At 68.0% G+C, this 19,419-nt stretch carries 18 protein-coding genes and 2 pseudogenes; 10 read left to right on the forward strand and 10 right to left on the reverse strand.

Going from position 1 to position 19,419, the window contains the following annotated elements; all coding sequences use genetic code 11:
• Positions 1–143: 143 nt before the first annotated feature.
• From KI385_RS02000 to KI385_RS02010, 3 genes are all read left to right on the forward strand, one after another.
• Complete coding sequence (locus KI385_RS02000) at positions 144–1,277, forward strand: hypothetical protein (protein ID WP_238570508.1); 1,134 nt, start codon at positions 144–146, stop codon at positions 1,275–1,277.
• A gap of 34 nt (positions 1,278–1,311) precedes the next feature.
• Entirely contained in the window at positions 1,312–2,010 is a 699-nt protein-coding gene (locus KI385_RS02005; protein WP_238577538.1) for an aspartate/glutamate racemase family protein, read from the forward strand.
• Positions 2,011–2,163: 153 nt separating this feature from the next.
• A complete protein-coding gene (locus KI385_RS02010) occupies positions 2,164–2,487 on the forward strand; it encodes a hypothetical protein (protein ID WP_238570509.1) in 324 nt (107 codons plus the stop codon).
• A 270-nt stretch (positions 2,488–2,757) separates the two neighbouring features.
• Here the strand turns inward: KI385_RS02010 and KI385_RS02015 are convergent, their stop codons facing one another.
• Positions 2,758–2,991, reverse strand: coding sequence for a DUF6296 family protein (locus tag KI385_RS02015; protein WP_238570510.1), 234 nt, complete (start codon positions 2,989–2,991; stop codon positions 2,758–2,760).
• Between the two features lie 311 nt (positions 2,992–3,302).
• On the opposite strand from KI385_RS02015, the gene KI385_RS02020 reads away from it, so the two are divergent.
• Together KI385_RS02020 and KI385_RS02025 are read left to right on the forward strand one after the other, a co-directional pair.
• Positions 3,303–4,619, forward strand: coding sequence for a serine hydrolase domain-containing protein (locus KI385_RS02020; RefSeq protein ID WP_238570511.1), 1,317 nt, complete (start codon positions 3,303–3,305; stop codon positions 4,617–4,619).
• A 285-nt stretch (positions 4,620–4,904) separates the two neighbouring features.
• Complete coding sequence (locus KI385_RS02025; RefSeq protein WP_238570512.1) at positions 4,905–5,288, forward strand: VOC family protein; 384 nt, start codon at positions 4,905–4,907, stop codon at positions 5,286–5,288.
• A 583-nt stretch (positions 5,289–5,871) separates the two neighbouring features.
• On the opposite strand, the gene KI385_RS02030 is transcribed toward KI385_RS02025, so the two are convergent.
• The 8 genes and pseudogenes from KI385_RS02030 to pqqA form a co-directional block, all read right to left on the reverse strand.
• Entirely contained in the window at positions 5,872–6,867 is a 996-nt protein-coding gene (locus KI385_RS02030) for a chitinase (RefSeq protein WP_238570513.1), read from the reverse strand.
• Between the two features lie 70 nt (positions 6,868–6,937).
• Positions 6,938–9,309 (reverse strand): annotated as a pseudogene (locus tag KI385_RS02035) (discoidin domain-containing protein); the annotation flags it as partial.
• Positions 9,310–9,575: 266 nt separating this feature from the next.
• The gene (locus tag KI385_RS02045) at positions 9,576–10,889 is read right to left on the reverse strand and encodes a glycoside hydrolase family 88/105 protein (protein WP_238570516.1); all 1,314 of its coding nucleotides are present in this window, start codon (positions 10,887–10,889) and stop codon (positions 9,576–9,578) included.
• Positions 10,886–12,037, reverse strand: coding sequence for a pyrroloquinoline quinone biosynthesis protein PqqE (gene pqqE / locus KI385_RS02050; protein ID WP_238577539.1), 1,152 nt, complete (start codon positions 12,035–12,037; stop codon positions 10,886–10,888). Before pqqE ends, KI385_RS02045 begins: the two co-directional genes overlap by 4 nt.
• Positions 12,038–12,059: 22 nt before the next feature.
• Positions 12,060–12,317 (reverse strand): pyrroloquinoline quinone biosynthesis peptide chaperone PqqD, encoded by a 258-nt coding sequence (gene pqqD, locus KI385_RS02055; protein WP_238570517.1) that lies wholly within the window; start codon positions 12,315–12,317, stop codon positions 12,060–12,062.
• Entirely contained in the window at positions 12,314–12,991 is a 678-nt protein-coding gene (gene pqqC, locus KI385_RS02060) for a pyrroloquinoline-quinone synthase PqqC (protein ID WP_238570518.1), read from the reverse strand. The genes pqqD and pqqC overlap by 4 nt, the downstream gene beginning before the upstream one ends.
• Positions 12,988–13,995, reverse strand: a complete 1,008-nt coding sequence (locus tag KI385_RS02065; RefSeq protein WP_238570519.1) for an MBL fold metallo-hydrolase — start codon at positions 13,993–13,995, stop codon at positions 12,988–12,990. Before KI385_RS02065 ends, pqqC begins: the two co-directional genes overlap by 4 nt.
• A 10-nt stretch (positions 13,996–14,005) precedes the next feature.
• Positions 14,006–14,083: pseudogene (pqqA, locus tag KI385_RS02070) on the reverse strand (pyrroloquinoline quinone precursor peptide PqqA); the annotation flags it as partial.
• 837 nt (positions 14,084–14,920) lie between these two features.
• Between pqqA and KI385_RS02075 the strand changes: the two are divergent.
• The 5 genes from KI385_RS02075 (at position 14,921) to KI385_RS02095 (ending at position 18,552) form a co-directional block, all read left to right on the forward strand.
• Positions 14,921–16,018, forward strand: a complete 1,098-nt coding sequence (locus KI385_RS02075; protein ID WP_238570520.1) for a PQQ-dependent sugar dehydrogenase — start codon at positions 14,921–14,923, stop codon at positions 16,016–16,018.
• A gap of 280 nt (positions 16,019–16,298) precedes the next feature.
• A complete protein-coding gene (locus tag KI385_RS02080) occupies positions 16,299–16,838 on the forward strand; it encodes a methylated-DNA--[protein]-cysteine S-methyltransferase (protein ID WP_238570521.1) in 540 nt (179 codons plus the stop codon).
• Positions 16,839–16,847: 9 nt separating this feature from the next.
• On the forward strand, positions 16,848–17,459 hold the full coding sequence (locus KI385_RS02085) for a hypothetical protein (RefSeq protein ID WP_238570522.1): 612 nt from the start codon (positions 16,848–16,850) through the stop codon (positions 17,457–17,459).
• Positions 17,460–17,480: 21 nt separating this feature from the next.
• Entirely contained in the window at positions 17,481–18,236 is a 756-nt protein-coding gene (locus KI385_RS02090; protein ID WP_238570523.1) for an alpha-ketoglutarate-dependent dioxygenase AlkB family protein, read from the forward strand.
• Between the two features lie 31 nt (positions 18,237–18,267).
• A complete protein-coding gene (locus KI385_RS02095) occupies positions 18,268–18,552 on the forward strand; it encodes a DUF2277 domain-containing protein (RefSeq protein WP_238570524.1) in 285 nt (94 codons plus the stop codon).
• Here KI385_RS02095 and KI385_RS02100 read toward each other — a convergent pair.
• Positions 18,482–19,336, reverse strand: a complete 855-nt coding sequence (locus KI385_RS02100) for an endonuclease/exonuclease/phosphatase family protein (protein ID WP_238570525.1) — start codon at positions 19,334–19,336, stop codon at positions 18,482–18,484. The two genes, KI385_RS02095 and KI385_RS02100, sit on opposite strands and share 71 nt — an antisense overlap.
• Positions 19,337–19,419 lie beyond the last annotated feature (83 nt).

Below are 19,419 nucleotides of genomic sequence, written 5' to 3' on the forward strand. Positions count from 1 at the left end.
CCAATGCGCTGATCCATCAAAGATCGCCGACGGGCATTGTCGGACCCCCGCGCGACACTGAGTACGTAGCGAAGAGACGGAAGGGCCACGGCGGTTGCCGAAACGGGCGCAATCGCATGGCCAGACCAGCGGGGGTGGGGGAAATGACGGTGTCGCAACGCACGCTGTTCGACGGCGTGGTGCATGTCCACTACGGACAGCTCTATGTCGAGAGCGGGGACGATCCGATCGCCGGGAGCCTCGAGGAGTCATTCGCGGGACAGGCCAATGGGCTCTGCGGCGCCGCACTCCCCGGTGGGCTGTATCTGCTGACGGGACTACACACCGGGCATATCGGCTTCACCGTGGAACTCCACGACCACGCACCGGACCTGACGGACGAATGGCAGGACATCGTCGAGGTCTCCTTCCGACCGGTCTCGCCGGACGTACTGCTGCTGCAATGGGCCGGGGAGAAGGCCTGGGGGCTGGATCTCGACGAGATCGACTACCGCGTCCGCTACTGCGGGACCGGGATGGACGAGGGACGATCGCATGACACGGTCTCGGCGGATGGGCCGCAACTGGAGTGCCACCTCCTGCAGTTCTGGCCGGCGCCGGCCGCTGAGGACCGGGTGGTGCGGCAGACCAGCAAGGTCGCCGAATACTGGCACAGCTTCGCCCGTGAGCTCCCTCCGCCACCCACGCCTGAGGAACGCGTGGAGGCCGAGCGTCTCGCCCGGCTGGCGCACGAGCACGCGGTGAACGAGGAACGCCGCCGCGCGGAGGAGCTTGAATGGCAAGGACGACTGCCCAGCGACCGGCTCAGGCAGGTGAGCGGGAATGTGAGCGGCATGGTGCGGCTCGACCGCCTCCTCGTGGACGAGGTCGACGGCGCCGGACCCGAAACGCAACGTGAGATCGCACGCTGGGCGGCCCGGCGCGCGTACACCCTCGCGGGCCTGGCGGACGTCGACTGGATCGCACCCGCCCTGCACGCCCTCGATGTGGGACGCCGGCTGCCCCCGCCGTTCGACGACTGGGACGACGTATGGGAGCGGCTGTTCAGCGATCCACGGGTACCGGCGACAACCGTGACGTCCATGGACGGCGCCAGGAACAACATGTCACAGCAGGCGATGGCGATCCCGGCGCTGTTCGGCGCGGTGGAGGACGATCCGCTGCAGGCCGTCCTGGACGCGCTCTACGCGGCGGCCGCCGCATTCGGCAGCGCATACCCCGCCCTCTTCGCCGAAGTCCGGCGGACCTTCCCCGGCATAGTGAGCCCGGCAGCGTAGAGCCGGATGATGTCTGTGCGAGAGTGATCAGATGATGAAGACGATCGGCCTGCTCGGCGGCATGAGCTGGGAATCCACCGCGGAGTACTACCGGCTACTCAATCAGCTGACGCGTGACCGGCTGGGCGGCCTCCACTCATCCCGGTGTGTGCTCTACTCCGTGGACTTCGCGGAGATCGAACAGCTCCAGGTCGAAGGACGCTGGGAGCAGGCTGCCGAGGTACTCGCCGAGGCTGCCAGGGCGCTGGAGTCGGCCGGCGTGGACATGCTGCTGATCTGCACCAACACCATGCACAAGGTCGCCGACCAGGTGGCCGCCGCCGTCGGCATCCCGCTGCTGCATCTCGCCGACACCACAGCCGATGCCGTACGCGCCAACGGCCTCCGCCGCATCGGACTGCTGGGCACCGCCTTCACCATGGAGCAGGACTTCTATCGCGGCCGGCTCGAAAGCCATGGGCTGGAGGTGCTCGTCCCGGACGCCGCCGGGCGAAGCACCGTCCACCGCGTGATCTACGAGGAGTTGTGCCTCGGCATCGTCCACGAAGAGTCCCGGAAGTCATTCATGGCCATCATCGGGGAGCTCGTCGCCGCCGGAGCCGAGGGCATCGTGCTGGGCTGCACGGAGATCGAACTGCTCATAGGCCCGGAGCACAGCCCGGTCCCGGTCTTCCCGACCACCCGACTGCACGCCGAAGCGGCGGTCACGCTCGCGCTCACCGACGTTCCGTAGTCGCAGTCCCCCGGCCCCGTTTCCGGCAACCCGCCTCCTGCAATCGTGCGATCCGGCCACCCGCCGGAAACGGTGGCCACCATTCAACTCCCATATCTCCACCGATTTTTGGGTCGTGCGGAGGTTTGAAGTGGCGACGGGTACGCTGACGTGGTGTCGCGTAGCGAGTTGGAACGATTGGCCAGGATCCGGATGCAGGTCACCGGGGAGTCGCTCGAACGCGCCATGGCTGTGCTCCAGGGGCATCCCACCGACTCCGGACCGGAACCCGAACCGGAGCCGGGACGGGAACAGGAACTGGGACAGGGACCGGGACTGGGACGGGGACTCGAACCCGAGTCAGCATCCGAACCCGATGAGAACGGTGCCGTCGACGACACCGGCACGAGCAGCGAGGGCAGCGAGGCCGACGCTACGCCCGCGGAGCCTGACGCCCGCCCGACGCCTCAGCGGCGGTCCCACCTGCGCGGCCTCTGATCACCGTGCGCACTCCGCCGTGATCACCGCGCACGCTCCGTGGCCGCCGCACTGCCGCACCGCCGCAGCGGTGGCACCAGGCGCCATGTGCACCGCGACGCACAGCGCACAAAGGGTTACCGAGAGGCCCCCCGTTTCATCTTGGACAACCGCGATCCGCTCGTCCGTTGACGGCCCGCCCGAGAGCACGGCGCAATCGGTAGACGACGCAACGTGATCGCGACAGTACGGCGGGCAGCGCACGGCGGAGCATGACGGGCAGGCTGTCACTCAGTGAGTGAGCCGTCGGGCCAGCATCGGCGTCCGGGGAACCTGATGTCCCCCGCTGGCCAGCATGCGGACCTCACCCCGGTCACTGATCTCGGCGCGCACGATCCCCGACTCGTCCTCGTAGACCGGGTACCCGCCCGCTCCTGCCCGCTCGGTACGCCGGACGATCACCACGTCGTCCTCTACCGCGGGAGCTTGAAATACCAGCTCATAGCATTCCGGGTAATCCTCCATCGGGGCCTCCCGATACGGCTCGGCAGGTGCCGGACGCCCCTCCCCCGCCGCTGCTGTGCGCGCCCGCCGCACCTCGGCCCTTCCATCGTCGCCCACCCTCGGCCGCCGCGCCTCAGGAAGACGCGGGAACGGCTGTTCCCCGGCCGGTGGGACGCCTCCCTGGAGACCTGGCTCCCGTAAACCTGACATTTGTCATGCGTGCTTGGGATCAAGGTCGTTCCACGGGTTGATGGCTGGTCGCTGTTCCACCGCAAGAATCGCAACAGCGAAGATCGAACACCGGTCGCAGACCATCAACTCACGGAGACACCATGCCTGTTACCCCTGCGCATCGCCGCCGAGTGCGGCTGGCCGGGACCGCCACAGCCGCCTTACTCGCACTGATGGTCCCGACCGCCGCCTCTGCTGCTTCAGCGCCCGCCCTGCCTGCCGGGAATGCCACCGCGATGCCCGCCGACCGGGCCGGGCTCGACCGGGCCGCGCTGGACGCCACGCTCAGGGCATTCCATGACGCGGGGATGTACGGCGCCTATTCGGCGGTGCGGGACGGCACCGAGCAGTGGCAGGGCGCCGCCGGGGTCGCCGACGTCGACACCGGACGCCCCACCACGCCACAGATGCGGCACCGGATCGGCAGCATCACCAAGACCTTCACGGCAGCCGCCGTCCTTCAAGAAGTCGGCAAGGGGCACATCGAGCTGGACGCTCCGATAGGCCGCTATCTGCCCGATCTCGTCCCAGGGGAGCGTGGCCGCGCGATCACGGTCCGGATGCTGCTCAACCACACCAGCGGGATCGGTGACTACGGCGGGGCGATCTTTGCGACGCCCGAGAGCCTGGAGGGCAACCGCTTCCACCAGTTCGACCCCAGGGAGCTGGCCCGACTCGGCCTGAAGGCAAGGCCGTTGGGCAGTCCTGGCCAGGCTCACCACTATTCCAACACCAATTACGTGATCGCGGGGCTCCTGCTGCAGAGGATCACCGGCGAGTCCCCCGAGACCTACATCACCGAGCACGTCATCCGGAAGGCAGGTCTGCAGCACACCTACTTCCCGCGATCGGCGTACATCACCGGACCGCACGCCAAGATGTACGAGGCTGCCTACGGCGACTTCAACCCGCCGCGCGATTTCAGCGTCTACAACCTGTCCTGGGCCGGGACGGCGGGTTCGCTCGTGTCGACGATGGCCGATCTCAATCGCTTCTACCGCGCACTGTTGCATGGTCACCTCCTCGCGCCGGCCCAGCTGCGGCAGATGAAAACCACGGTGCCGATGGAAGGCAGTGCGGTCCGCTACGGCCTGGGCCTGGGCCTGTTCAAAATGGCCTTGCCGTGCGGGGAGTTCTGGGGGCACGACGGCCTTGTGCCCGGGGCGATGACGTGGTCACTGTCCACTGCGGACGGCCGGCGTCAGATATCCCTCGGCTATAATCTGACGCACTATCAGAAGCTCGACAGCAACGACCGCCCCAAGGCCGGTCCGATAGACGCCGCCATGGACACACACCTCGTGCAGGCACTGTGCGGTACGAGCGGCAGCCTGCGAGCGGGACATCCGGGCACGTCCGGCACGCTCCCCCTCCACACCTCTCCGCAGGAGCCTTCGCTCGCTGTGCACCACCAGTGAACGTTCGGCGGATCGCCAGGTCGGGCCGGGGACGACCTAGGCCCGTTCACCACCCGGCTTGTGCCCCGCTCCCGTGCGCTGTCACAGGAGCGGGGCGGGTCCGAGTAGCGCCAGCAGCTCGGATAGTTACAAGAACCACCGTACGGGTCACCACTGACAACGGAGGGGCCTGAGGGCACAGTGGTGCGCTCGGGGAGGGGCCTGGGCCACTGGAATCGGTGGAAGCCAGGGACCGAAGACGTCACCCGATAGAGGTAGCGCCCTGCGGGTGCTGCGAAGGGAGCGATGGCAGTGGCCGGGAGACCTCGGTTCTCACTTGCGACGGTGGTCGTGGATTGTCCGGATGCTCAGGCGCTTGCGGATTTCTACCGGCGGCTTCTGGGGTGGGAGGTGAAATTCAGCGAGCCCGACTGGGTGCTGCTCAGATGCCCGGACGGGGGTACGGGGCTCTCGTTCCAGTCGGAGCCCGAGTATCGGGCCCCGGTGTGGCCGGAACGGCCCGAGGAGCAGCAGAAGATGCTGCATCTCGATATCTGGGTCGATGACCTTGTAGAGGCCGAGGCGTATGCGGTCTCGGTGGGCGCGAGGCGAGCCGAATTCCAGCCGCAGGATGATGTTCGGGTGTTCTTTGATCCCGCTGGACATCCCTTCTGCCTGTTCCTCCATTGATGAGCGGAACCTGCCTACTGATGATGCGGCCACCGCATGGTCGGCGGGCGGGTGATCGCGGAACGTGTGGGAATGGACACATGCAGACAGCAGGCGGAGAGCGAAAGGCCGACGGTCTTTGCTGGTCAGGGAGTTGAGGCGGGGTGGCGGGCCCCAGCAGTGACGGGGGCGGAGAGCTTGGGGCCGGCGCACGCGGGGCTCTGTTGTCAGTGGGTGCCCCTAGCATGGTTCATATGTCCCCAACTCCTTCTGCCCATACGGGTGCGCCCGTTCCTGCTTCCGAGGCGAACGAATCGATCCGGCGATTTGTGCGCGCCCGGCGCGACTTGGCGTGGACGCCTCAGGACATGGCGGAGTATGCGGTGCTGCTGGAGATCTGGACAATGGCGGTGCGCTCGGAGGTTACGGAAGTAGTTGAGGCGGCGTAGCCTCCGTACCTCGTCGGCAACATCTGATGAATAACCCGCAAGGAAGCCTGAGTTAACGGCGTTGCGTGAGTGGTGCGGCCGCTAGTGATGTGGCGTTAGCGGTCGTGCCTCGGTGAGCGTACGTCGCGGCGGCAGCGCCATCCCCAATTACCGCTTCAGCCCAGGTACTTGGCGACAATCTTCGTGTACGCATAGGGATCCTGGGACACCCCGCTGCAACTGTCGCCGTCGCTGCCGGAGCCGCACGGGCGATCGCGGTTGACCGACCAGAACGCGAAACGAGCGATGTGGTGCTGCTGGGCGTAGCCCAGGATCGTACGGAAGTCGGCGAGGGTGACGGTCTCGTCGGCGTCATCGGTCTTGCCGTTCATCGACGAGACGCCGATGTGGCGGTAGGCGTCCGCGTCACCGTAGCCGTAAGAGTTCTTGACCGCGGCCTTGAGGCCTTCCAGCGCGCTGACGGTGGCCTGGCCCATGGTGCCGCTGTGGCCGCCGAAGTCGAACGGCATCACGACCCAGCCGTCATTGTCCAGTCCGGCCGCCGCGCCCTTCTTGATGAGGTCCTTGCCGTTGCTGTCGGGGCCGTTGGGGGTGGTGCCCATGGTGAGGTAGGTGATGATGCCGGGGTTCTTGGCCTTGACGATCTTCAGGGCGTCGATGACGCGCTTGCGGACCGTGGCATTGGTGAACTCGGTGTTCTCGATATCGACGTCGAGCGCCTTGAGACGGTACGCGTCGATCACCTTCTGGTAGGCCCCGGCAAGCGCGGAGGCGCTGCCGCACTTCTCACCGAGCTTGGCACCGCTCCAACCACCGACGGAGACGACCACGTCCCCGCCCTTGGCACGGATGGATTTGATGGCCGACTCATCGCTGCCGCCGGTCAGTGCCCGGCTGCCGTCCCACTTCGGATTGCAGCCACCGTCGGAGAGGATAAAGGCCAGGGTGAATGTTTTGGTGCCGGTCGCCGCCATGACGTCGGTGGGAGTCTGGGGATTTCCCCAGCCCAGGTATTCGTAGGGCGCGGCGGCCATCGGGACGACCGCCCGGGGTGTGGCGGCGGCGCCGTCCGCCCCCATGGCCGCCGCGGCGCCGAGCAGCAAGAGGGAGAGCGCGATCGGCAGGGATCGCGAACGGTGGGGCTGGTTCATCGGGTCACCACTTTCCATGTGTTGTGTCGATACCGTCTCCGGCCACCGGCCACCGGCCACCAGTCACTGCTCACCGGCCACCACCCGACACCGGCGCCGCATACCGCGTCCCGACCCAGGTCTCGTCCACACGGAGCCGCCGGTAGCGCGTCGCGTCGGAGGCGGCCGCGTACGTGCTGCGGACCTCCAGCCGTACGTAACGGGTGGTCGTGGTTGCGGGGAGATCGATAAAGCTGACGGCGCGGTGGCTCGGAAGGGTGCCGGTCTTCACGGGGCTCCCCCAGTGGGTACCGTCCTCGCTCGCATACACGCGGTACTCCTTGATCCGGGCGGACTGTTCGGTGTCCGAGCGGGCGTAACTGACCGAGTCCTCACGCTGGTTGATGCCGAGGTAGCGCACGCTCCGGTCGGCGCCGAGAGCGTACGTCAGGGAGACGGGGAGGGTGCGGTCGTTGTCCCAGTACGTGAGGTGGTCGCCGTCCCCGGCCGCCGAGGCGGGGTGGCCGTCGGCGGCGGCGCTGGCGCTCATCGTGTAGGAGGTGGCGGGCAGGATCCCTTGGCGTCCGGCGGTGGTGACCTTGAAGACGGTGTCGTACGGGTCCCAGTCGCCCAGGCCCGAGAGCGTCAGGCTGCCGCCGGACTGGGTGAAGGGGATCCGCGCGCCGGTCCGCAGGTCGGTCACCTCGGCCACCCGGTATCCGTTGTCGCGGAGGCGGAGGGTGGATGTCGAGGGTGGGGTGATGACATGGACGTAGTGGCGGTTGGGGTCGGTGGTGCTGAGGGTGGTGACACCGTGCGCATCGTCGTTCCAGAAGCCGGGCGCGAGACCGCCATGGAGATAGCCGCCGCCTTCGGTTCCGCGCAGGGACTCCCAGATTCCGTCCAGATAGCCGTCGGCGAAATTGTTGAAGGCTTCCTGTTTCGCCGGGAAGCGCCCGTTGACCTGCGCAGTCTCGGCCATCAGGGCCTTGATGGAGGAACCTGCGTTGGTGATCAGACGGCCGAGGGTGAGCCTGCGGTCGACGGCCGGGTCGGATCCGTCGTACCACCAGGCGCCGCTGGAGGGGAGTTTGAAGTCCGCCTCGGTCAGCCGGGGAGCTGCGGTGTAGGTCGCCTGGGGGTAGTCGTACGAGGGAGACATGCCGGTCTTCTGCTCATTGCTGATCATGTCCATGACCGAAGTGTCCTCATTGTTGTTGCTGAGGGTGTAGCGGGGGCGTAGCCGGTAGATCCGCTCGTAGAGGTGATGGTCGAGCCAGTAGTCGTTGTCGTTGTCGATCCAGAAGCCGCCCAGCTCGGGGTAGCGCTCCATGACCTCGAAGAAGTTCTCGTACGAGAATTCCCCGAAGCCGTCGCGGGTGGTCAGATCGACATTCCGGCCCTTGTAGCGGGAGTAGCCGTCCGAGTCGAGCCATTCATGGCCGCCGTCGTTGTGCCACTGTGGATCGTCGGTCATATAGAGGATGACTTTCAGGCCTTTTGCCTTGGCCGCGGTGATCAGCTCGCCGAGGAAGTCCCGTCGGGTGTGGCAGCTGCCCGGTATTTTCGACGGCCATGACCTGGCATAGCCGAGCCTGCTGTGAAAGGAAGCCAGTACGAGATACTGCGCATGCAGCTTTCCGGCCTCCTTCACCCAATAGTCGGGGCTCCAGCCACCCGCGGTGACGTCCTTCTCCCAGCCACTGCAACTGGTGTGCTGCGGCGCGGTCCGCTCGCCCCAGTGAAGGAACAGTCCGGAGACCGAACCGCGCAGAAAGTTCTGCCGCGGGTGCTGCAGATCGGCGTATGCGGTGCCGGGCAGCGCCAGCGCGCCCAGCAGCAGCGCCAGTACGGCCAGGACCACCGCGTAGGCCCGCATACGCCGACCGGGCCTCGCACCTCGGCCGGCCATAGCGCCCCGCCCGGCCATCGCGCACTCAGTCATCGCGCGTCTGGTCATCGCGCGCCTCCGACTGCCCGCGCTCTCGGGAATCCAAGGTCGTACGGGCGCTTGCCGCCACGCTGCGCGGTGAAGTGATCGAACGTCAGCTTGTGCGCGACATGGGCGATGACGGCGGGCCGGCCGTCATCGGCGGCGAAGCGCACCGAACTGTCACGGACGGTGATGCCATCGACATTGCGGAGGTACCAACCGAAGGCCGGGCGGGTACCGATCTTCCGCATGATGGGCGAGTGGACGTTCTTCATGGTGATGTCGCGGTAGTGGACATCGGGGATCTTCGCCCCGTCCATCGACACCATGCCGAGCCCGGACTTATCGGCGCCGACGATGGCGATCCGGTCGAAGTGACAGTCCGTGAAATCGCCACAGGTCTCCGAGCCGAACATCAGCGCATTGCCGCACTTCGCGGAGCGTCGTGAATCACGCACCGCCACATGCCCGTTGGGGAGCTTGGCGCCCAGCGCGTAATCGCTCTTGAAGACCAGCGCATCGTCGTTGGCGTTCGGTGCCGGTGCGTCGTACGTGTCCGCGCCGGAGTCATTGGCCGAGCCGTTGCCGGCCGCGCCGTGGTCCTTGACGTTGAATTCCCGTAGGGCGGTGCGGCCGGCCTGCCGCTCCCGTGCGGCGGAATCGTCGGCCTTCCCGGTGCGTACGGCAGCCCCTGTGGAACGGGTCCTCGCCACGGACGGCTGTCCGACTCCGAGGGCGACCGCAGCGGCCAGGGCGGCACCGACTGCCCATCTCTTCCCCATCCTCACCTTCCGTGTCACCTCGCCCGCAACTGTTCGGACATGATCAGGAAGGCCCCCAGGCCATGGAAGTCGTTGGTGGCCCGGGTGCGGTCGATGTAGTAGTCGTAGTCGCCGACATTGGTGCCGATGGTGATGTCGGTGAGATGGGTGCGCCCGTCACTGCCGAGCGAGATCCGCTGCAGTACGCCGTCATACGCCCTTTTGGCGACCTTCGCGTAATGCCGGTCGAGAGAGCCCCGCTGCACGCCGCGGGAGAGCGCAAAGGCGAACATGCTGGAGCAGGAGGTCTCGGTCCAGTTGTCGGGTCGTTCGCCCTTGTCCATGACCTGGAACCAGCGTCCGCTCGACGGATCCTGGGTCTTCTCCAGGCCGCTTGCGAGCTTGCGCAGAATTCCGGTGAGCTGGGCACGGCGCGGGTGATCGGCGGGCAGCGCGTCCAGCACCGTGACATCGGCCATGGCGTACCAGCCGACCGCGCGGCACCAGTGCTCGGGCGCCTGTCCGGTTTTCGTGTCGGCCCAGTCGGCGGTCTTGGCTTCGTCGTAGGCGTGCCTCAGCAATCCGCTCGAATGCTGCAAGTGTCCGCCGTATACCGCGAGTTGCCCGGCGGCCTCGTCATCGGCGTACGCCGAGTCCCCGAATTCCTTGCCGTATTCCACGAGGAACGGCGTGACCATATACACCCCGTCGGCCCACAGCTGATGCGCCCGGCTGCTCGATGTGGCATGCCAGAAGCCGCCGTCCGCGGTGCGCGGATAGCTGTCGAGGCGCTTACGGATTTTCTGTGCGGCGATCTGGTAGCGGTGTGCACCGGTCTCGTGGTGCAGGATGACCAGAAGCCGCCCCGCCTGCATGCTGTCGAGGCTGTTGAAGCTCTGGTCGATGTTGCCGTTGCTGTCGACGAACCGGTCGACGTACTGCTTGATGTAGTCGAGATAGCGCTGCTGGTGGGTGCGTTGGTAGACGAGGTACTGGCCGTAGAGGTAGAGGCCTACGGGGTAGGACCAGCCGCCGATCTTGTCCGGGGTGTAACGGGCGAGGGTGGAGTCGACCAGGGCTGTGGACCAGTCGGTGGCGGAGCGGTCGGGGCTCGGGCGGCCCAATGCGCTGGTGTCGGCGTTTGTGTAACTGCGGGCGGCATGGGTGCGCGCGCCGGCGACGGTTGCGGCGTCACCTGCATCACCTGCATCACCTGCATCGACGATGGCCTCACCGCGCGCTGAACCTGCCGCGGGCTCCGTACCGTTGGGCACCGCAAGCGCCGTACAGACCAGCGCCGCACACGACAGCAAGGCGGCCGCCAGCACTCCACGGACTCTGACGCTCATGTTCCTGCCGCTCCTCTCGGGGTCACCGCGGCGCGTCGGGCGGGGCTACGCGGCCGGCCGAGTCCAGCGGCCGGCGGCTCGGGTGAGGCGTCCACCAGGTCGCGTACGAGGGCGTGATCCGGCGACAGCCGACAGGCGGGATCGGTGGCCGCGGCATCGCCGGTGAGCGCAAATGCCTGGCAGCGGCAGCCGCCGAAGTCCTTCTCGCGCAGCTCACAGCTACGGCAGGGATCGCGCATCCACTCCGTGCCCCGGTAGAGCGTGAAGGCGCGGGAATGGTCCCAGATCCACTCCAGGCGGTGGTCGCGGACGTTGGGGGCATCGAGACCGGGGATCGAGGCGGCCGCCGGGCAGGGCAGGGTCGTGCCGTCGGGGGCGATGGTGAGCGAGATGGCACCCCAACCGCCCATACAGGGCTTGGCGTTGCCGTCGAAGTAGTCGGGGACGACCCAGACCAGTTCGACCGTGCCGGCCAGCTCGTCACGTCGGCGACGTACGGTCTGCTGCGCGCGGGTGAGCTGCTCACGGGACGGCAGCAGCTCGGCACGGTTGCGCAACGCCCAGCCGTAGAACTGGGTGTTGGCGAGTTCTATGCGGTCCGCGCCCCAGGCCGGCGCGAGATCGATCAGCTCGTCCAGCGCATCGAGATTGTGCCGGTGCAGCACGACATTGAGGCCGAGCGGCAGTCCGGAGTCCCGGACCAGCGCGGCGGCCCGTTCCTTGTCGACGAACGAACGGCGTCCGGCGATCAGATCGGCGGCGCTCGGATCGGCGTGCTGGACGGAGAGCTGCACGCTGCGCAGTCCGGCGTCGACCAGCCGGCCGAGTCGCGCCCGGCTGAGGCCGACGCCGCTGGTGATGAGCTGGGTATGGATCCCGGCACCGTCGGCGGCCGCGACGATCGCCTCCAGGTCGGAGCGCAGCAGCGGCTCACCACCCGAGAGATGCGCGCTGACGACCCCGAGATCGGCGGCCTGGCGCAATGCCTCCCGCCACTCGTCCGTCGTCAACTCCGCCGATCTACGGGTGAGTTCCAGCGGATTGGAGCAGTACGGGCAGTGCAGCGGGCAGCCGTGGGTGAGCTCGGCCAGCAGGGCCCAGGGGCGGGACCGGGCCCGGGCCCCGGACGGGGAGGACGTTCCGGTCATCGCAGCCATGAACGTATTCCGGTCATCGCAGCCATCCTTCTTCTCGTATCCGCCCGAGGAATTCCGGTACGTCCTCCGCCACCGGAGCGCCCGGGTGGAGACGGGCCAACTCCGCCACGATGTCGGGCACTTCGCGCTGCCCGTCACACAGCCGCAGTACGGCGCCGGCGTTCCCTTCCAGCACCACCACGCGTTCGGGCAGGAGCAGAACATCGGTGTCGCGCACCCGGTCGTGACGCAGATGGACGGCGGGGGCGAGTACCGGGCGCCAGCCCGTCATGGCCGCTCCCCGCGCTCGACCGCGTCCAGCAGTGCCCACAGCACCTGGCATTTGAACGTCAGCGCGGCGACCGCCTGATCCTGCTCGGCCTCCGTACGCGCCCAGTCCAGGACCAGCGCCAGAGCTTCCTTGCTGTCCCGACGGCCCTGGCTCTGCCGGCCGCGGAAGTAGCTGAGCCCTTCGGCTTCGATCCAGCCGTAGTGCGTCTCGAAGGCGTCGATCCGGGTGCGCATGATGTCCGGTGCCGACAGTTCGGTGAGCGAGGCGGCGACCGCCTCCAGCGGTGAGCGCAGCCGGCAGAAGTTGACATAGCCATCCACCGCGAGCCGTACGCCCGGCAGCACGCCGGTCTCGTCCATCAGCAACGACCGGTCCACCCCGGCCGCCTCGCCGAGCCGCAGCCAGCGTTCGATACCGCCCTCGCCGTCCTGCTGCCCGTCATGGTCCTGGATCCGGCGCAGCCACATCCGGCGCAGTTCCGGGGTACGCAGCTTCGCCACGATCAAGGCGTCCTTGACGGGGATATGGCGCTGGTAGTGGAACCGGTTGCGGATCCAGCGACGCAGCTCCTCCTGGGTCAACGTCCCTTCATGCATACGGATGTTGAACGGGTGACGGTCGTGGTAGCTGTCGCGCGCCACGGCCCGCAGCCGTTCCTCGAACGGCGTGCTCATAGGGCGATCTCCATCCCTTCCGCCGCCACCGCGAGCCCCAGGTCCGCCAGCTGCTTGTGCTGCGGCGCGGCGGGGTCGACGAGCGGGTTGGTGTTGTTGAGGTGGGTATAGAGGCAGCGGGCGGCGAGCGGCGCCAGCCGGCCGGCGGTGCCGTCCGGCCCATCGATGGGCAGATGGCCCATCTCGGTCGCGGTACGGGTGGAGAAGCCGCTGCGACGCGGCTCGTCGTCGTCCCAGAAAGTGCCGTCGAGCAGTACGCAGTCGGCGTCGGCCAGCGCCTCCTGGAACGCGTCGGGCCAGGCGGCGAGGGCGGGGGCGTAGAGCGCGGTGCCGCCGGTACGTCGGTCGTGCAGCCGGAGGGCGACCACCCAGGGCTCGACTCCGAGGGGCTTCTCCGCTTGCCCCTCGTGATCCGCTTCCCTGCCGAAGTCCCTTCTCTCGCCGGAATCCGCTCCCTCTCCGGAATCTGCTCCCTCGCCGGAACCCGAGGTTCGACTCGCGCGTGGAGCCGCGTACCGGGGCCGCTTGGCAGAGACCGGGATGACGCTGATCTCGATATCGGATCCTTGGCCCAGCGGCACGGGTACGGACCCCAACTCCCGCCATTCCAGGGTGACGTAGGGCGTAAGGATGTCGTCGAGGTGCGCACGGTCGCGTAGCGCCGCACGAACCGGTCCGGTGGCGAGCACCTCGATCCGGTCGGCCTCGCGGAGCCGTGCGATGCCGAGGGTGTGGTCGAGTTCGGCGTCGGTGAGCACCAGTCCCGCCACGGGGGTACGGCGTGCCGCGGGGCCCGGGTGCAGGGCGGGGGTGCTCTCTATCTGGTCGGCGATGTCGGGGGTGGCGTTGATCAGATACCAGTGGTCGTCGTCGGCTCGTACGGCGAGCGAGGCATGGCGGCGGCGCCGGTCGGGATGGGTGCGTGCCCCGGAACACCCGGGGCACGCACAGTTCCACTGGGGCACTCCGCCACCCGCCGCGGTGCCGAGCACCTGCAGCAGCATGGCGGGGCGGTCAGCGGGCGTTGAGCGAGTAGGCGGTGACTTCGAGCGCGGTCTCGATCACCGTGTAACCCGGCGTCTGCCAGGCGGACGGCTCACGGTGCGAGGCCGCGGGCCGGGCGGTGACCGCGGTCTGCGGCGTCCCCGGAGCCTCCGAGGTCTCTCGCGGAGCGCCTTGCACACGGGACGTCACACGGGAGGCCATGCCGGAATTCATGGGCGGAGTCATGGGGCGATTCATGGGGAGATTCATGCGGGATCCAGCCTTTCGTATGGGGGTGAAGGGCGAGAAGGTGTGGAGATGTGAGGCCAGCGCTCCGGGCGTGAGGCCATTGTCGACCGACAGCTTGAGGGCATGGCGGACCGACCTATGACCTCGCCAGGGCACCATTGCCACTACTCGCACGGAGAGGGGAGGCGCGCAAGAACGCCGGTCCGGCCACCAACGGCCCCAGGGCGCCGGACGTTGGCGGATCGTCGACCACGTTGGACATGTGTTCGTCGTGTTGCTTCGCGTGACGTCACGTTACTTCGCGTGGCGACGTGTTGCGCCGCGCCAGGTTGCTGCTTTGCCAGGTTGCTGCCTTGCAGAATCCTCAGCCACAGGGTCGCGGTCAATGGGCGGGACGAAAAATGGTCCGACCTATGGGGCGGTTGCGCAGCTGTCCAGGCGCCCCAACATCCGCAATCCTCCTGCTCAATAGGGGTGACCGCAGAATGCACACACCACCTAAAGATCTTTTGGCACCAACTCCCCCTACAGGGACGGGAGATACCTCCTACCTTCCTGCCACTTGACCCCCATCCTGAGGCGCAGTAGTTTTCCGGCCCGAACCAACAGGAAACTTTCCTATCAGCCCGGCGCCGCTGATGGTTGCTCACCCCCGAGGGAACGCCCCGTCGCATCTTCCTGACCGGAGGACCCCCCATGCGCATTCGCACCCGATCCGCGCGCCACACCACATTGACCGTGGTCGCCGCCTCCGCCCTGACCGCCGGACTTCTCCTCTCGGCCGCCGGTACGGGCGGCGCCGCCGGCACCACCGCCCTCGCCTCCGAGCCCGGCTCTCCCAAGACCGTCTCGTCGGGCTGGTCCATCCCCTGGGGCCTGAGCTGGCTGCCGGACGGCTCCGCCCTGATCACCGAGCGGGACTCGTTCAAGGTCTACACGCTCGCCCAGGACGGCACGAAGAAGGAGATCGGCACGGTCCCCGACGTCGTCTCCACGGGCGGCGAGGGCGGACTGCTCAGCATCGCCGTTTCGCCGTCGTGGAAGACCGACCACCATGTGTACGTGATGCACACCGCCTCCGAAGGCAACCGCATCGCGCGCATGACCTTCGACGGCAGCACGCTCGGCGACTACAAGGTGCTGGTCAACAGCATCAAGAAGAACAAGTACCACAATGGCGGGCGCATCAAATTCGGCCCCGACGGCTACCTGTACGCCACAACGGGCGAGGCCCAGACCCCCGATCTGGCCCAGGACAAGAAGTCCCTCAACGGCAAGGTCCTCCGCATGACCCCCGACGGCAAGCCGGCCCCCGGCAACCCCTTCGACTCGCTGGTCTACTCCTACGGGCACCGCAACCCGCAAGGCATCACCTGGGACGCCCAAGGCCGCCTGTGGGAAGGCGAGTTCGGCGACAGCAAGTACGACGAGCTGAATCTCATCCAGCCCGGCAAGAACTACGGCTGGCCCAAGTGCGAGGGCAAGTGCTCCACCTCGGGAATGACCAACCCCAAGCGCCAGTGGCCGGTCGAGGAGGCCTCACCCAGCGCGGTCGCCTACGCCGACGGGGCGATCTACATGGCAGCGCTGCGCGGCGAACGCCTCTGGCGCATTCCCGTCAACGGCACCAGCACGGGCACCCCCAAGGCCTACTACACCCACGACTACGGGCGGCTGCGTACCGTCGAATCCGTACCCGGCAAGAAGTCCCTGTGGCTGACCACCACCAACGCCGACAACAACGGCGATGGCGGACCCGGCTCGGACAAGGTGTTCCAGATCGACCTCAAGTAGCTCCTGGATCGAGACCAGCACGTCGAACCGTCGCCCGCCTACTGGGCAACGGTTCGACGCGGCAGTGGCCGAATGCCGACAGACGACAGGCCCCAAGCGACGAGCCACGGGCGACAGCCGGCAGGCAACCGCGACGTCCGATTTCCGCCAGCCCGAGCGTCCTCGAACCCACAGACTCGAAGAACAGAAGCGCAAAGCGCCAACAAGCACTGCGAACGACCAGTACGAACGCGGGCTGCGAACGACCAGTACGAACGCGGACTACGAACGAGGACGCACCATGAGCCACCCCACGACAACCACCCTGACCACCAGCTACACCACCCTCGACAGCCCCCTGGGCGAGCTGCTGCTCGTCGGCGAGGAATCGCCCACCGCCCCCGGCGGCACTGCCCTGACCTCCCTCTCCATGCCCCACCAGCGGGGCGCGGCCACCGTCCAGCCGCACTGGCGGCGCGACCCCCGCCCCTTCACCGAAGCCGTCCGGCAGCTCCGCGCCTACTTCACCGGCGAGCTCACCCGCTTCGACCTCGAGTACCGCACCTCGGGTACGGAGTTCCAGGAGCGCGTCTGGCAGGCCCTGGAGGCCGTCCCGTACGGCACCACGACCACCTACGGCCGGCTCGCCGAGGCCCTCGGCGTCCGACGGGCCGAGGTACGGGCACTGGGAGCCGCGATCGGCGCGAATCCCCTGCTGATCCTGCGCCCCTGCCACCGTGTGATCGGCGCGGACGGCACGATGCGCGGCTACGCGGCGGGCGTCGAGCGCAAGACCGCGCTGCTGACGCACGAGGGCGCCCTCCAGCCCACACTCGTCTGAGCCCGGCCCATGCCCGTCAAGTCTCTCCCCTCTCTCCCCGCCCCTCCCCCGGCGACCTCTCCCCTCATTCCCCATGGGGAGGCAGCCGCGTACGGCGACCTCCCCTCCCCCGATCCGCACACCGATGCCGAACTCGCCGCGCTACTACGTATGTTGACTGCGCCGCCCCCTACCCGCATCGCCTCGGTGGTCGTCGGGCACAGCCGGGACGCGGCGTCGTGTTCCGCCGCGGCGGCGTTCGTCGAGGCGTGGCGTGCCATGGGCCGGGAGGTCCTCGCCGTGATCGACTGGCCGGAGGTCGCCGCGTCCTGGCTACGGGCGGCCAACCGGTTCACCGCCGAGGAGCCGGACGGCTGGGTGGTGGCCGCCGCACCACTCGGCTGGGCCCAGATGAGCCGCCGTTTGCGCCACAGCACCGACTGGGACCCGGCTCGCACCTACGGCTTCGCTTCTCTCGGCGACTCCCGTATCCCCGCCCTGGCAGGCCCGGCGACACTGCAGGGCATGCGGGGCGCCACAGCGGACGGCGGCAGCATCTGGACGATAGACCGCGGCTGGGTCACCCAGCGGGTACCGGTCCCGCCGACCGGCGACTCACCGCCCGTGGCACGCTGTACATAGGTACCGATGAGGCAGGAGCAGATGAGCACGCCACTTCCCGGCTTCGAGGGCGTCGGGCAGCCTGCGGGTGCCGGAGCATCCGACGGCACCGGCGGAGGCCTCCACACCTCATCGGCCGACCGGGCCGGTCCCCACCCGGGCCGCCTGGAACTCGCCCCCGGCGCCGTCCACGTCCCCGGCTGGCTGACCCTGGCACAACAGCGCGAGCTCGTCACCGCCTGCCGTGACTGGGCACGCGGCCCGGCCCCGATCCGGCACACCAAGCTCCCACGCGGTGGCGTGATGTCCGTCCAAACGGTGTGCATCGGCTGGCACTGGCAGCCGTACGCATACACCCGTACCGCCGACGACGTGAACGGCGCACAAGTCGCCGAATTCCCTGACTGGATGGTCGAGTTGGGCCGCCGGGCCCTGGTCACCGCGTATCAGGACGCATCCGCGGGCGACGACTACACACCGGACACCGCACTGATCAACTTCTACGACGGCCAGGCGAAACTCGGCATGCACCAGGACAAGGAAGAGCGCTCCGGCGCACCGGTCGTCTCCCTCAGCATCGGCGACACCTGCACCTTCCGCTTCGGCAACAGCGAGACCCGCACCAAGCCGTACACCGACATCGAGCTGGCGTCCGGCGATCTCTTCGTCTTCGGCGGGCCGTCCCGCTTCGCGTACCACGGGGTACCCAAGGTCCGCCCCGGCACCGGAGACCCGGCGACCGGCCTGACCAGCGGCCGCCTCAACATCACGATGCGGGTGACCGGACTCGACGGATAGCTCCGCCACGCGAGAGAGGCAGACTGGACTCATGTGCCGCAGCATCAAGACGCTCCGTCCGCCCACCACCCCCGAGGTCACCGACGAGGACATCCGGGCCGCCGCCTTGCAGTACGTCCGCAAGGTCTCCGGATTCCGCGCCCCGGCCGCGCACAACCACGAGGTGTTCGATCACGCCGTGGACGCCGTGGCGGCCGCGACCCAGGAACTCCTCGCCGGCCTCCAGATCCGCGGCTCGGCTCCCCTCACCATTCGACCAGCGCCTGAACCGGTAGGTGATCGCTCGGAAACTGACCGTGCGCGGAGTACGTATTGATCGTGGCGCGCCGCGTACGCACCCCCGGCGAGGTGAGGATCCAGTCGATCCGGTCCCCGTCCGGCACCAGCGGCCGGTATCCGTGAAAGGTGGCGTACTGCGCGCTGCGCTCGTCGGCCGTGTCCCAGCTGTCGACGAGCGATCCGCCGTCGAGCATCGCCTCGTACACGGGATTCTTGTGTGCCGCGACATTGAAGTCACCCGTGACGATCCGGGGCAGCACGGGATCCAGGCCGCGCAGCCGTTCGGTGATCAGGGCGGCGGACCGCTCACGCGAGTACTGATTCGCATGATCGAGATGAGTATTGAGCGCATAGAACTCGCCCCCCGTACGCACGTCCCGGAATCGCGCCCAGGTCACCATCCTGATGACGGTGTTTCCCCAGGTCGTCGACCCGATCAGATACGGCGTATCGGACAGCCAGAAATGGTCGTACTCGACCGGAGCGAGTCGCCGCACATCATAGAAAACCGTCGCGAACTCATCCTTACTCCCGCCGCCCCGCCCCGTCCCCACCCAGTCGTAATGCGGCCCGAGATCCTCCGCGATGTCCCGCACCTGCCCGTACAGCCCCTCCTGGGTCCCGAGCAGCTGCGGCGCCTCCCGACGCAGTAATGCCCGCATCACGGGCCGCCGCTCGGCCCAGGAGTTCGGCCTGGTGTCCGAGGCGTACCGCAGGTTGAAGGTCATCACCCGCAGCCCCCGCCGGCCGTCGGCGGCGTACGCGGTCCCGGACCCGTACGCCGCAGCCACCGCCGGCCCGGCGATCGCGGCAGCAGCCACCGCCCGTAATCCGAACCGCCGACTGAACGGCGCCCTCACCCCCCGGCCCTCTCGGGAACCGGAATCCAAGAAGCCACCCAAAG

Origin of the sequence: Streptomyces inhibens, assembly GCF_022221585.1 — a bacterium.
GTDB classification, from domain to species: Bacteria; Actinomycetota; Actinomycetes; order Streptomycetales; family Streptomycetaceae; genus Streptomyces; species Streptomyces inhibens.